At 36.3% G+C, this 13889-nt stretch carries 22 protein-coding genes; all 22 read right to left on the reverse strand.

Annotated elements, in window-relative coordinates:
- Positions 1-710, reverse strand: a 710-nt coding sequence (locus D0T84_RS00715; protein ID WP_163304896.1) for a hypothetical protein, incomplete at its 3' end; no start/stop codon positions are given.
- Between the two features lie 9 nt (positions 711-719).
- Entirely contained in the window at positions 720-1223 is a 504-nt protein-coding gene (locus D0T84_RS00720) for a hypothetical protein (protein WP_163304898.1), read from the reverse strand.
- 2 nt (positions 1224-1225) lie between these two features.
- Positions 1226-5536 (reverse strand): tape measure protein, encoded by a 4311-nt coding sequence (locus tag D0T84_RS00725; RefSeq protein ID WP_163304899.1) that lies wholly within the window; start codon positions 5534-5536, stop codon positions 1226-1228.
- A gap of 3 nt (positions 5537-5539) precedes the next feature.
- A complete protein-coding gene (locus D0T84_RS00730) occupies positions 5540-5920 on the reverse strand; it encodes a hypothetical protein (RefSeq protein ID WP_163304901.1) in 381 nt (126 codons plus the stop codon).
- A 190-nt stretch (positions 5921-6110) separates the two neighbouring features.
- The gene (locus tag D0T84_RS00735) at positions 6111-6527 is read right to left on the reverse strand and encodes a hypothetical protein (protein WP_163304903.1); all 417 of its coding nucleotides are present in this window, start codon (positions 6525-6527) and stop codon (positions 6111-6113) included.
- A 68-nt stretch (positions 6528-6595) separates the two neighbouring features.
- Positions 6596-7168 (reverse strand): hypothetical protein, encoded by a 573-nt coding sequence (locus D0T84_RS00740; RefSeq protein ID WP_163304905.1) that lies wholly within the window; start codon positions 7166-7168, stop codon positions 6596-6598.
- Positions 7169-7172: 4 nt separating this feature from the next.
- A complete protein-coding gene (locus tag D0T84_RS00745; RefSeq protein WP_163304907.1) occupies positions 7173-7595 on the reverse strand; it encodes a hypothetical protein in 423 nt (140 codons plus the stop codon).
- Positions 7592-7921 (reverse strand): hypothetical protein, encoded by a 330-nt coding sequence (locus tag D0T84_RS00750; protein WP_163304909.1) that lies wholly within the window; start codon positions 7919-7921, stop codon positions 7592-7594. The genes D0T84_RS00745 and D0T84_RS00750 overlap by 4 nt, the downstream gene beginning before the upstream one ends.
- Positions 7921-8235 carry a DUF6706 family protein gene (locus D0T84_RS00755; protein ID WP_163304911.1) on the reverse strand — a complete coding sequence of 105 codons (315 nt, stop codon included), beginning with the start codon at positions 8233-8235 and terminating at the stop codon, positions 7921-7923. Before D0T84_RS00755 ends, D0T84_RS00750 begins: the two co-directional genes overlap by 1 nt.
- Positions 8232-9308, reverse strand: coding sequence for a hypothetical protein (locus tag D0T84_RS00760; RefSeq protein ID WP_163304913.1), 1077 nt, complete (start codon positions 9306-9308; stop codon positions 8232-8234). The genes D0T84_RS00755 and D0T84_RS00760 overlap by 4 nt, the downstream gene beginning before the upstream one ends.
- 10 nt (positions 9309-9318) lie before the next feature.
- The gene (locus tag D0T84_RS00765; protein WP_163304915.1) at positions 9319-9909 is read right to left on the reverse strand and encodes a head fiber protein; all 591 of its coding nucleotides are present in this window, start codon (positions 9907-9909) and stop codon (positions 9319-9321) included.
- Between the two features lie 2 nt (positions 9910-9911).
- A complete protein-coding gene (locus D0T84_RS00770; protein WP_163304917.1) occupies positions 9912-10589 on the reverse strand; it encodes a hypothetical protein in 678 nt (225 codons plus the stop codon).
- A gap of 99 nt (positions 10590-10688) precedes the next feature.
- Positions 10689-11258, reverse strand: coding sequence for a hypothetical protein (locus D0T84_RS00775; protein ID WP_163304919.1), 570 nt, complete (start codon positions 11256-11258; stop codon positions 10689-10691).
- Between the two features lie 154 nt (positions 11259-11412).
- Positions 11413-11763 (reverse strand): hypothetical protein, encoded by a 351-nt coding sequence (locus D0T84_RS00780; RefSeq protein ID WP_163304921.1) that lies wholly within the window; start codon positions 11761-11763, stop codon positions 11413-11415.
- A 36-nt stretch (positions 11764-11799) separates the two neighbouring features.
- A complete protein-coding gene (locus tag D0T84_RS00785) occupies positions 11800-11997 on the reverse strand; it encodes a hypothetical protein (protein ID WP_163304923.1) in 198 nt (65 codons plus the stop codon).
- A gap of 3 nt (positions 11998-12000) precedes the next feature.
- Positions 12001-12225: a hypothetical protein gene (locus tag D0T84_RS00790; protein ID WP_163304925.1), complete on the reverse strand. Its 225-nt coding sequence runs from the start codon at positions 12223-12225 to the stop codon at positions 12001-12003.
- A complete protein-coding gene (locus D0T84_RS00795; RefSeq protein WP_163304927.1) occupies positions 12222-12449 on the reverse strand; it encodes a hypothetical protein in 228 nt (75 codons plus the stop codon). Before D0T84_RS00795 ends, D0T84_RS00790 begins: the two co-directional genes overlap by 4 nt.
- 3 nt (positions 12450-12452) lie before the next feature.
- Positions 12453-12644, reverse strand: a complete 192-nt coding sequence (locus D0T84_RS00800; protein WP_163304928.1) for a hypothetical protein — start codon at positions 12642-12644, stop codon at positions 12453-12455.
- Between the two features lie 6 nt (positions 12645-12650).
- Positions 12651-12905 (reverse strand): hypothetical protein, encoded by a 255-nt coding sequence (locus tag D0T84_RS00805; protein ID WP_163304930.1) that lies wholly within the window; start codon positions 12903-12905, stop codon positions 12651-12653.
- Between the two features lie 4 nt (positions 12906-12909).
- Positions 12910-13143 (reverse strand): hypothetical protein, encoded by a 234-nt coding sequence (locus D0T84_RS00810; protein ID WP_163304932.1) that lies wholly within the window; start codon positions 13141-13143, stop codon positions 12910-12912.
- Between the two features lie 4 nt (positions 13144-13147).
- The gene (locus D0T84_RS00815) at positions 13148-13396 is read right to left on the reverse strand and encodes a hypothetical protein (protein ID WP_163304935.1); all 249 of its coding nucleotides are present in this window, start codon (positions 13394-13396) and stop codon (positions 13148-13150) included.
- Between the two features lie 169 nt (positions 13397-13565).
- A complete protein-coding gene (locus D0T84_RS00820; protein WP_163304937.1) occupies positions 13566-13889 on the reverse strand; it encodes an SH3 beta-barrel fold-containing protein in 324 nt (107 codons plus the stop codon).

The following is a 13889-nucleotide window of genomic DNA, read 5'->3' on the forward strand; positions in this document are numbered from 1 at the left end:
ACGTTTACAACATCTGTATAGTTAAGTTTTAGCTTAAGGGCTGCTTTGGTATCTTCGGGCATGCCTTTGGCGACATAGATTTCTCCGTTACGGCGAAAACCGCAAAGAATAGCCGTTGAAGCGTCTATGATAGCAAAAAGATACTCACTATTCGATATAATACGTAAGCATTGTGAAGCCTGTAAATCTATATCTTCTTTTTTTACATATTCCCCTAAGTATAACTCAGGGGTAGGGGCTGCTTGTCCTGTGCTAATCCATATTCCATCACTTTTGCATTCATACATGATTCCTGCTACATTAGCATTATCCCCAGCAACAGGAGATGGATGCGCTTCTATCAATGCCTCTTCTGTAGAAAAATATCCTTTATCGTGCTGTTTTGTGTCTTTATAATCTTCAAATTCAGTTTTATCAAGTTTTCCCTCTTTTAAATCTTCTACTTCCGAATTGGTTGTGTTTAATGCAAATTGGTCGGCTTTGGTCGATTTTAATGTGTTAATATCTTTTCGTACAATTTCTAATTCTTTGTTTTCGGCTTTACTTCTTAGCTTTTTATCAACCTCATCTTCTGTTATAAGATTGCCTAATGGATAAGCCTTATCATTTCCGACACTATCATAGCCAATAGCATGAAATCCTTCTTTTTGTTCGGTAATTGTTATGTCTGTGATTTCCTTAAATTCCAGATTTTCAATATTTGTTACCATATTATTATTCTATTTTGTTGTTAATATTTTACCTTGTAATGTGAGAACTTTGCCAAGGGATGATAATACATAAGCCGTAAGAAGGGTGCTTTGCCTGTTGGCCGGATTGGGTTCATTCAACCGTACAGAAAATTTGCCTTCACGAAATCCGATTCCGGATGAAAGGCTTAAAAAACCATTCTCCGGCAGGTAAACTCTATAAATTGTCGAAAGAGGAATTACCTTCAATTCAAATAATCCTTTTCTCATTTCGGCTATAAGAGAATGATATTTATTAAAATAATCTTGTTTTGAATCACAGGTTATACAAAACATAAGCTGTACATTCCGATCCGCTTGCTTTGGATTCGAGAAAAAGATTTGTTTTCCTGACTGACTACGTGAATTATTCTCTATATATGCTTTTTGTCCAGCAGGAAGAAGTAAATTATCATACGAATCATCAACCAGCATGGCCGACCATGTTAGCCAGGCATCTTTTCCGTTTATGTATAATAGATTGTCTTTTCTCATGACTAATTAAGCTTTTTGTTTAGTTCACCCATCTTATCATTGATATCATACAACTGCTTGGTATTAGTGTTAATGTCTTTTAGTTCATAATAAGAATTAATAGCAATATTTCTGTTTTCCTCTATCATACGTTCTATTCGTAAAGAAGATTCATTTAAAGATAGCATCGGGACTGACATAGAACTAAAACTTAACTTATCGCTGACAGGTTGGTTCCATTGGGCTATATGTTTTACATTTTCATCTATGGATATTAAACTCATTTGCATAGCTGTGAAACGCCCTTCTAAAGCGTCTCCAGTATCTTGTGACATCGTTTCAAATCTTCCGGATGATGCTTGTTGAGATGTTGAATTGTCGTTTAAATCTAATCCTAAAGTATCTAAAGTAATTCCTAATTTATCACTAGCTTCCTTTATAACCTTATTGAATTCTTCACTCCAGTCTTTTACTGCATTTTTATCTATTTCATCAACAAGGAATATATCTGTGAGTTTATCATATAATGGTTCTAACGCACCTGCAAGAATCTTATATTTAAATGAAGACAATACAGCCTTTTTTAGCGTATCCTCCGTAAAGTCTCCCAATTCGGAAACCCCCATCATCATGCTTTCAATGGCCGACATAGCATCACCGAGAAATCCATCGAACGAATTACCTGTAGCAAACTCATCCATCTGCTGGCTTAATTCAACAATCTGTTCTCCTAATTGGAGAGTTTCGTCTTTTGCGCTGCTTAATTGTTCAGCCAAATCACCAACTCCTGAAACTCCTGCAGCAGAAAGTCTTCTTAAGGCTTCCGTAGTATCTATTGTGCCATTTTTCCAATCTTTAAGGACAGGGACTATAGTTTTGCCCCAATTCCCGATTTTTCCTGCAACACCGTCTGCAAAATCATTATATGCTCCATTCAGAATATCATTTGCTTTTTTATTCAGATTATCAAAATCTTTTTGTGCAGCTAATATATTTTCGTCCAGAACCTCCGATTGCCTGTTCAGAGCCTCCCATACCGTATAATCCGTATCAGAAATAAAACCTTTCTCAACCAGCCAATACAATGCTTCCAGATTATCACGGAAGGCACGGGCATAATCTATTGAGCTTATCAGGTCGTAATTCTGCTGGCGCAGCGAAATATTATATTCTTGCTGCAGTTTTAGCAGTTCACGCTTGATTTGAGCTTCTTGTTCTCCCTTATTAAGTATTCCGGATATAAATCCTGAAACGATGCTTAGTCCTGCAGAAGCTGCCCCCAAATAGTCGCCAGAAGCAAATGAAGCTATACCTGATACAGCATCACTTAATATACTTAAATCAGTTCCAGTAATTTCACCTAAAGAATTTGCTACCTCAGAAACTATATCTGCTATTTCTCTTAATTTTTGACCCTCTGTTTTTTTTAATTCTTTATTTAAAATCTTTAATTGGATGTAAGCTTCCCTTAATTGTCTGGCTAATTCATCATTATTTGGGTCTTGGAATACCTGCTTTTCAAGATTATTAAATATCTTTTTTTGGTCAGATATTTGCTGTTTTAGGGATGCTGCCTGCTTATCTGATTCAAATACATATCTATCATTTATTAAATCCTGCCATTTCTGATTGTACTGCGCTTCAAATTCAAGTTGTTTTTGAGTAGATTGAAGCCTTACTAGCCGAACTTCCTTATCCCTATTATTTGTCAATAACCTCTCGTCCTCAGAGCCTTTTTTAACAAGTTTTAATCGTTCGGTATAATGAGAATTTATATCAGCGATCTGTTGTTGTAACTGTGAGGCAAAGCGCAAACGTTCTTCCTGAATGAATGTATTATATTCTTTGGATATCTCATTGTTCGCGTTGGCATACGATTTTTTAGCAACATCTTTTAATGCATTAACCTGCGTTGTTAGAGCTTCATTGCTAAGTTCAGATGGTAACTTAGATTTATCAAATGTAGCAAAATTAAAACCTTCACTTGATCCTGTTTCACTCACATATATTTGTTTAGCTGTCTCCTGTTGTGCTTTGTATTTATTGGCTTCAAATTCAGCTATAGAAAGAAGCTCTTTTTTATGATTCAGTTCATTTTGCTTTCGCCGTTTATCGAAGCTGTCTTGCTCAACATCCAATTGCTTTTGTTCCAATTCTAAAGAAGTTTTTATTTGTTCATTGCTTAACTCTTTCTGTTTGTTTAATAGCCATTGTTGAGCCTCAATACGTTTTTTTGCGGCAGATTCCCCGGATCGTTGAGATTTACCAGAGAAATCCCAAATACCTAATTTTACCTTTGATGTATTTAGTTTATTTACCTGTTTTTTCCATTCTTTTGAGCCCTTTTCGGTTTCATCCATTAGCGCTAGAGCATCTTCTGCATCTTTTTTCTCTTTCTCCCAAAAAGATTTATTTTTTGTAACAGGTTTATTCGAAAGTTTATTTTTTGTATCTTCAATTTTAAATAAAATGTCACCCAACTGATTGTTCAGAGTCACAAATAACGGATTGAATTTATTCCATTCATCTTTAACACTACTTATTTGTGGTATCTGCTTTTCAATTAATGATTTTTGATCCTCTAGTTTTTTTAATTGCTCTTCAAGTACTTTTTTTCGCTCGTATTCTGGCAAAGACATAAGTTCAGCTTCTTTTCTGGCTTCTTCTCTTTTGTCTTTTTCATCTTTCAATAATTTTAATGTATTTCTTAACGTATTTCTTACATATTCGGCTGATGCACCTTCAATCTCAAGTTCTTTGCTTATTTCTTTTAAGACAGCTACACTTTCGTTTACTCCCTTTAATCCTGTTCCGCTACTCGTGCTAAGTTTATCCAGTATTTGAGTATATTTGGTTATAGTTTCATTTATAACATCCCCTGATAGCTCAAAAGCAGATTGATCTATTATCTGTTGCTGTTCTTTTAAAGACAGATTCTTAAATTCTGAAAAAGATTTATTCCCTAAATATTTTTGATGTTCTTTTTGTAATTCTTTATAAGCGAGTATTTGTTCATGTATAGATTTAGTTTCTGAATTTATAATATTGATTAGTTCAGAAGATTTACTTCCAAGTTCATCTTTTTTTGATTTAGCTTCGTTTACTATTTTGTTTAGATTATTTTGAGCACTTTCCTGAGCTGTAGTTGCATCATTAAGTGCCCATACAGTAACAACTAATCCAGTTATAGCCGTAGCCATTAATACATACGGATTTATTGACATTGTCGCAGTAACAGCTTGCCATATTTTTTGCACTCTGGCAAGTACAGCCCCTAATTGGAATTGTGTTGTAGCTAATGACTGAGTAGCTATTGCATTTACGATTAATGCTGTACGATATATTCCATAAGTGGCAACTAATCCGACTAATATTTTACCAACTTTCTCATAGTTTTCAACAAGAGTATTTATGCCATCTATAGATTTGTAAATAATACCTTCGCTATCTTTCCCTATCTGATTAAATATAGAATCTATATTATCTTTTAAAGCTTCCAATCGACCCCCGATAGATGCAGATTGCTGCTCCATCAATCCTCCATATAAGCCGCCCTGAGCTGTCATGTTTTTGAAAGCCTGCTCAATCTCCTTGAATCCTACCTTACCGGCAGATACAAAATCATTTACTTTATCTTTCGAAGTACTGAGAACTTTTGCCAATTCATCATAAATAGGAATACCGCGCCCGGCAAACTGGCGGATATCCATTAAATAAGCGCGCCCCTGCGTTCTTAGTGTTCCATACAAGTAAACAAGATCATTTAATTGTTGACCTGTACCGGCTGCCACATCTCCGAGCATAGTCATCTCTTTAATGACAGTTTCAGCCGTTGAGCCGTAAGCAAGAAGCTGTTTTGCTCCTGATGCTGCCGATTGCAATCCGAATGGAGTCTCAGCGGCAAACTTAGTAAGGTCTTTCATCAAGACGGCTGCTTTCTCTTCGCTTTTCAGCATGGTGCCGAAAGCAATCTCCAGTTGTTGAAACTGATTACGAACATTGATGATTTCCGATCCTAAATCTTTTATCTTATCCAGCCCGAAGGTAATACCGGCTAAAGCAGCACCTTTTTTAATATAATTCAATAAACTATTGGAGGCGTTATCGGTAGCTTTCGATGCCCTGTTTTGCTGCGACACATATTGCTGTATTTCAGTCGTTAACTTGTTGTATCTGATGGTTGATTGCTGCAATTCATTATTAAGCCTATCATATAGTCTAGTATTATCTTGCCTTCTCATACCTTGCAAGGTTGCCTTTAGCTCCTCCATCCTCTTCCTAAGGTTAATAACCTCTTGGGCGTTAGCCTTTATATTGATTGCCGATACTGCCATATTTTATATTTTTCTTGCTTCTGATTCTGCCTTCAAAAACCCACTACTAACCACGTCGTAACCTTTTCCCTCTACATAGGTGCAATACTCCATTCCGTTACCACACACAAGCTCTAATCCTATTCCAGTGATATAGTTATCTAAGAATTCGCCAGTTATAGACGATCCGATGCTTTGGAATAATACTCTTCCATCTTTATAAAGCCTGTAAGAATTAGCATTTCGTAGATTCCCTGTATGATCATCATAGCTTCCTTTTTGTCTGGCTGTGGCGACATATTGCTCACCTATGCGTTGCAAACGAAATATAAAACGCTGTTCATAAGCTTCTATTTCTTTTAGGGTATCATCTAATCCGTTTAGGTCTATATCAATGTTTATCATCCTTTTATTCTGTTTCCCGCAATTTCCCTACTGCTCGATTGCCTTATTATATCTCCTGTAGACTCTCTTTGCTTATCTGCTTGCATCATTACCAAATTTCGATAGGGTATCAATTCAAAAACTTCCTTGTATGACAGATGAAGACTATCCATAAAAGAGGATATCTGGCCGAACATCGTATCACCCCCTATTATTTGGGTCTTGCTATTATTTTTGCTGCGCTCAAGCACCCTTGCGCACTTCGAAAAACCTTTTCCTTGTCTATCAGGCTTAAAATGGTGTCAACCGCAAAGTCTAATTCCTCTTGTGTTACGCTTGGCTCATTATTTACCCATTCGTTATAAATTTTATCAGAATAAATAGTGTCTCCAGCAATAAACTTGCTGATACCTTTAAGTTGACGTTTTGCATTTTCAGGAATTTGGATAGCTAATGATAAGTTAGTTTGTTCTTTGAGATTCAAATCTATCTTAGCCCATTCATTCAGGCCTAAACACATTATTTTTATTGTTGGGGGCTTAATCTCATACGCTTTGCCACAGATGAATATAGTTTTTGAATCTAACCCGAGGAGAGCTTCAGATACTAATTGAGCCGCTTCGTTCATATTCTTAAATAAAAAATGGCAGGCAGAAAACACCGCCTGCCATTTTAGTTATACATCGTTATTTCTTGTTATGGATTAGCAGCAGCGTCAACAGCAGATTTCATTACCCACGCCTCAGATTCAATGGCTATATCTGGCTCCAGAGCTGTAGCTTGAACTGAAATTGCAACGGCGTCATCAGTGGTAACACCTCCTGCAACTATATCTGCTTTCGGATAAACAATATAGCATCCATCTTCTGTTAATGCGACCAGAGTTAAACTTAATGGCGTATACTGATCCGGAGCTGAATATTTTGTATCACTTGCTCCCCCACCTTCTAAAGCCGCTTTTGTTTCAAAATCGTATTTGCCGATAGAGAATGTTATTACAGAATCTCCCGGATCATCTGTTGATCCTCGATAATTCTTACCTGTAAGCTTATTTTTATAATAAGACTTTGATGGTAGAGATTTCTCATAATTCCAATTATTTTCGTGAACATTCTTAACTTGTTTTGTTGTATCCAAAGCAAGGAAAGCTTTTAGTTCGGATGGTGATAATCCCGTGGTAGTATCACCATCTACATATGGAGTAGCTACAGTTGATAATGCAAGACCATAGTATATTTTCTTTACTCCTATTCCTGAAATTTCTGGCATAATTTTATAATTTAAAATTTTGATTTGTTACTTTTAATCTCACATTCAGAAAGTCACTCCATGTTTCGGAATCATCTTCCTGAACGATATCTTCTAATTTGTAATAGAGTGTTTGACCTTCGATCTCTATGAATGTTCTTTTGTAGAATAATTCAGTACATACCCTTTCTAGTTCTGTCAATCGTGATGTATTGGGATATAATTCTGTGCCTGCTTTTATTTTAGGCACATAAACGCATATTCTTGCATATGTTCCCTGCCAATCGCTATTATCAGTAGCATTAACAACAACTACAATCCTCTCCTTTACCGTTTGTTCGGTAACGGCTTTGTGCCTATCCTTTGATATTTCAGGGAACGCTCCCAAAATGTAATGAGCTTTAACCGCTTTGTACAGGATGGTTTTTATATCGTTGGTTGCTATCATAGAAGAATTTGAGTATAATTATTGCCCATATTACTTGTATGCTTGATGTCTACGATTGAGCCTATACCCCTAACGCTGTCATCTTTCTTTTCTCTAGCTTCTACTTTATCCCCTAATTTCAAAGAATCATTTCTGTCAAGATTGATCTTCTTTGTGGCTTTTACGCCAACTCCGGCTAATCCGGCCTGTTCCTTAATCGAAATATCATGTAAAAAGCAATCACACAGATATTCGGTTGAAGGCTCAGATGTATGCCAGTTGCCATCATCATCCTGATAAGATTCTCCTTCCTTATGGATATATAGTTTATGAGGCTTGAAATACACTATAGAAAGGTTACAGTCGGTTTTTGATTCAATTCGTCTTTTATACCAAGTTGCTTACATAACCAAGCGTAATATTGAAGTATGTCTTTAGTATCATATGATACAGAAAATCCACTTTCAGATATTGATTTTGCTCTAAGAAGTAATTGAGGGATAATAAACCGAACCATTGACAGGTAAACAGATTTCCTGTTATCATTGGTCAGTTCAGAATCAACATCAACACCAGACAGAGCAACATCAGCAATATCAGCTTCGGAGAAATTTACTCCGAAAGGCTGAAATTTGCTTGTTATGTAATCTTTTACTGTCATGAGAAGTTTGCAAGGTCAATGTTCACCATCTTATGAGGAGCTGCGATGTTTGGAATCCATTCAGCACCGTACTCCATGAAACGACCTTCATCGGTTCTTACTTGAGATATATACATACCGCCTTCCGAACGTGTATAGGTTTTACCCGGTACAGGATCGCTCGCCTCATAAGGTTCGTGCCACATCATCTTGCCGATCTTGTCGGCTTGTAAAAGAGTTATGCGTTTATCCGCAAATGTCGATACAGTTGTACCATCTGTTTTTGCGACATATTCTTCTACTATTCGGACAGGAGGCAATCCAATTCCTGTGAACAACTGGTTAGCCATAGCATCAGTCATAAGACCGCCTGATTGTGCCAATTCAGCACTACCGAATATCATTTTGTAGTTAGTACCAAATTCGGATGCTCCGATGATATATTTATTAAAAGTTGAACGCGACATCTCAATTACAGAGAAAGCTCCGATAGTTGCGCGGAGGGATTCTATCAATTCTTTCAAGAATGAAATGAATTTAGCTTGCTCACCTACTTCCGGAGTTATAAACTTCATTGGAAGCTCGATATCCAACAATTCAATGCCTTGTGGGTTATCAGCAAGTTTTACTTCTGCTTTGCCTGTTGAACGCAAAGAACCTACAACAATATCCATACGTTTATGAGGCGCAAGAAGAACTTGTCTCAAATCGTCTGTGATATAGTCTATAATGGCGTTCATAGCATCAATTTGGTCGGCTGTTTTTGCTTGATTGTATTTATCAATCAAAGATTTCAACTGATCCAAACGGTCGTTATCCATCTGATAGCGGTCACCCAAATAAGCAACCTCTCCGTAACCTTGCCCTAAAGCGCGGCGTTCGCGAAGTGGTTTGTTTGAGTTTCGGTCAATGATCGAACCGGCTGTAACACCTGTCACAGTACCAAGATAAGTCTTGAATGTACGCGACATTGTTTGTTCGAAGTCAAGATAACGCTTCCAATAGATGGTATCTAATCTTGTTTGCATTACCCTGTCAATTATCGCTTTAACGATATTAGGATCGTTGAATAATTTATCTAATGTCAATTGCATAGCTTATAATTTATTGGGGTTGAAACATAAAATTATCACCAAGAGAAGCTTTATCTTTGTCCGAAATAGGAAGTTTGAGCTTGCTTTCTATGATCTCGTAAGCACGTCCAACGGCTGTGATAGTCGCTCCCGGCTCTACCTTAGTACGTGCATAGTTCAGTTTGTTAGCTACGTTTTTAGGAGTTGATCCTCCTACGGCTGTAGACTCAAAAAGAACCTGGTCTATTGTAACTGCTGCTCCGATTGTAGCACCGACAGTTATAAGGTCGTAATCTGCATTTGTCTTATCAATGGCTGTTACCTCTGCGCCTTTTGAACCTGTTCCTAGAAACATACCCACAGAAACCAGGGAGTTTTTAGCAATCTTGTATTCTGTGGCGGTAGCAGTAGCGGCTTCTACTATGGTAACATTCTTAACAACCTTTACTTTTCTAGTGGCGAAATCCACTGCAATAGGAGCTAATACCGGAATGATAGAACCTTCGACCAAAGAAGAATCATCCAAATTGAAACCTCCCGAATGACGGAAGACTGTTTCAAAACGGCAAAGTTCTTCGATTACCGGTTCTGCATTCAGGTTATACTTAAATCCTGCTGGCATAATTAATTTTGATTTTGTTGTTCGACAATTTTTCTTGTACCTGCATTAATAGCGGCTGCGATAATTTCAGAATCTTTCACATCATCGTTTCCACTTCCCGGAGGCACTGTTTCTCTGAATCCGTTGTTTGTAAGTTCCTGATTGCGTTCGCCCCATTTGGTACTGATTTTTTCAGCCCAAGTATTTACATCGTTCTCGTCTTTGAAAGTCCGACCATCCAATATGTCAGAAGAGTACCATTCAGGCACTTTCTTTTCGGTAAGTAGGCTTGTTAGTTTTTGAGAGAGCGTTTCATGCGTTTTTTCAGCTTGTTGCGCTCCAACGGTAGATGCAAGGGTTTGAACCGTTGCAGTCAGCCCCTCAATAGCTTTTTGCCATTCGGGAACTTCCACGTCAGGATTCTTTGTTGGTTCGGGGATTGATTTTTTCAATTCCTCGATAGTTTTGTTAAGCTCGGATTCTTTAGCTGTAACAGAACTTGCAGCAACACTATTAATATTCGCTTGTACCGCTTGCAATACAGGAACAAACGGCTTAATAGCTTCTGCAATTTGGTTCTCATCGGTGATTTTTTCAACGTCGATAAGACCTACATAAGTGTTAATTGTAGCATCCGATACAGAGGTTTTTCCTCCGACCAGAATTGCCGTTTTTAGTGCATTAAAGATTTTTTCTTTCATTGCTTATGAAGATTTATTAAATAAAAAAAGCGTGACTACCCCCGATTTGGGAATAATCACGCCTAGCTATAATTATCTTATTTTATATGTATGTATATTTTAATCCAGTTCTTTCGCTTTTGTTTCTTTCACGAAATACTTAAAGCTTTTTTTGCTGAATTTATCAAACACGGTTCCACTGTCGTTCTTTTCTACAACTGATAATCCTCGCTTATTGATAATACATTTAGCTTCTTCTATTGGGATTATATTCCCAAAGTAAACGTAAGAAACCACATCAATGCACTCTGCATCTCCATTGACATCAACAATAACTGTATTTGCTTTAGTGGCAAGCGACATAACTTCGTATATTTCCTCAACGCCATTTCCAAACATATGTCTTGTTGAAAAATATTTTATTACCATTGTTGGGAGGTTCCTCAATATTGATGTTTCAATAACATTGAACTTTCTCCCTAATACATCTTTTATGTCCTTTTTTTCAATTTGAAATTCTTTACATTTTGGATACAATCTTTGAACTATTCTTTTTGCTAGCCTAGGATAAATCAATGAGAATTGTATGCTTCTGAGAACATACCCTTTCTCATTGACAATATTATACCCATTGAGTATTTCACTCAATTTGCTATTTATAAGATCTTCTTTGTTTGCAAGCTCGCTCATTTACTACAATTTTCCACTAAGTTACTTGCAATAAAAGGTATAGGAAAGGAATTTAAAGGAGGGGAATAAACAGTTTTGTTTTAGTTTGTGAGTAGGTGCAAAAAGAAAAAGACACTCTATAGCAGGGTGTCTTTTAGTGGGGTGTTTCGGAGTTTTATCTTAGCGATGGGGGTGTTGTACTCCTGTATTTATCGTTTATTGCTTTTATATCATCGTATATCGAGACAGGCGCAATAATTCTTCCATTAGGAGCAATAAGGCCTTCTTTTTTGTAGAACCGTGTAAGATAGAAAGACACATACAATTTATTTGTACTGTTTACTTTCAATCCATATAGGATAAAAGCAGCATCTAATAAATCTTTAAATTCCACTCTCATATCTCGACAGACACGATCTTCGCCTTTAAATAGGAAAAGTTCTTTCATTACATCAAAACCGTTAATGCTGTCATATACATCAATCGTTTCTTTATCCACTTTGTCTTTACTTTCTATCTTTTTCATTTCATTTTCAATTTATATTCAATAAAACCTTTTCTGCTATTTGTGCCTTAAATAATGATTATCAGTTAATATATCGTTATCAGGGTCAAGGATAGACACAAGTTCAAAGACAAGACCTTCGGTTATATTCATTGCATATTGGTCATTTATGGCACGTCCTAGTTTTATGATTACTTTAGCTCGCGTCTCTTTGCTCACTTCTTCCATTCGGAAAACATCAATAATACTTTTCATATCTCAATCTATAAATCCATTCAACGTTAAGCTATCAAGATCGCAAAGCATCCTTAGCGCCTTACCGTCCTTTTCCACATATACAGGCTGTTTGCCGTTGATAAGACTATCTTTGTGATAAGTCCTACCTTTTAAGCCTGTTTTAGTCGTTACCAGATAACCAGAATTAGAATGACTATCTGTCATACGTTCACAGAACCAGATATCATCGGGGGTTAGTTCGCTCATGTCTTTAAGTTTTTATAATTTTCAAAAGCTTCTTTAAATAATATATCTTGCAGATTAGAGAACTCGATAAATAGCTGTTCGCTGTCTGATTGAGCCATATCGTGCCACAAAACTGACTCTTCCATTTCGCCACTTAAATACATACCCAAATCTAAATACCTCGCAACATTATCGCTACTGCTATAATATGGGTGATAGGTTTCTATAAATAATTGTAAATTCATATCTCATTCTTCTACATATTCGTTGTAAAAAATACTGATAGTTATGTTTTTCTCGCATTCTGATTGCAGGATATTGAGAATTACACATTTGCCATCTTTGGTGTTTTCGGCAAGCCATTCGTTTATTGATGCTTGAAAATCGAATTGTAGTCTACCGTTACTTCTGAAAATCTTTACTTTTAATTGATGTGTCATGATTATTTATTTTTCAAGTTGTTTCGTAAAATCGTTTAATAACTCTTTATATCTTTTTTCGCAGGCATCTAAACCACAATAGTTTTCTAAATATGTAGCAAAAGCGGCAACCGCTTTGCCTTTCATTACATTTGCACCTGAAAGGAAGCCGAGTTCAACAGGTCGGGCTATATTTGTATTTGGGAAGCCGACAGCTTTATTTGATTTTTCAGCATATTCTTTCGCTCGTTTTTCGATTGAGGATAATTCTTTATTTGCCATTATGTTATTGTCTTATTTGTTTTAGTAATTTATTTAATCCACGCCCAGATATAACACCTTTACCTGTATGCCAACCCGAATAAGGAAATAACTTAACGGTATTGCCGTTAAACTCAAATCGTATTTCTGTATCATTCTCGAAGCTTATCTCATAACCTAATTTTTGAATTTGCTCTTTTGCATAAGCCATTCTTTTAGGTTCTAATTCTTTTTGTCGTTCTATATCTAATCGTGCCATATTTTTACAAATAATTTTCTCTTTTGCCCTTTTCGGGATTCAATGATAATTGACCTTTGTTTAACAGGTGATAACCTACATTGAGGCTAAAACCGCCTTGACCTCTATTGCCTTTCTCGGTATAATACACATACTGAATTGTATTCGTGTACTTATTGTATTTAGGTCTGAAAGAACCTATCTTTTGACTACCCTTTACCATGATATAGCCGTAAAGGGTAGGTTTGGTTTGAAGTAGGTTGAATAGCGTCATGATTCTGATAATTTTACATATTGCAAACATGCAACGAACTCATTACTATCTCTAAAGGTTATGACTGCGACATTGCCCGATCTAATTATTTTGCAAAAGTCACCTTTGTACGAATTGAGTTCTTCTAAAAACTCATCATAATTTGTGAAATGATAAATCTGTTTCATTACTATATATTTATAATATTATAATTTGCTTTCTTGAAACAGCGATATTCTTGTACTTCTGTATCGAAGTATGTTTGTACTGTGTCGTTTGATTTTCTTTCGCCCTTTGTTTCAGGCAAAACAGATTCTTGAAGTGTGCCATAGGCTTCACGAGTCGAACCATCTACCTTTTTGAAGTAGAACTTCACAATTTTACTTTTCATAGCAATTTTCAGTTTTATATTAACCCAAGCTACCTTTAACGCTTCACTCATAGAAAAACCATTTCTACGCACAAATTGCCATGCGAGCGACATTACTGATCTTAATACTTCTTTTGTTTTCAT

The organism is Dysgonomonas sp. 521 (genome assembly GCF_010501055.1).
GTDB lineage: Bacteria > Bacteroidota > Bacteroidia > Bacteroidales > Dysgonomonadaceae > Dysgonomonas.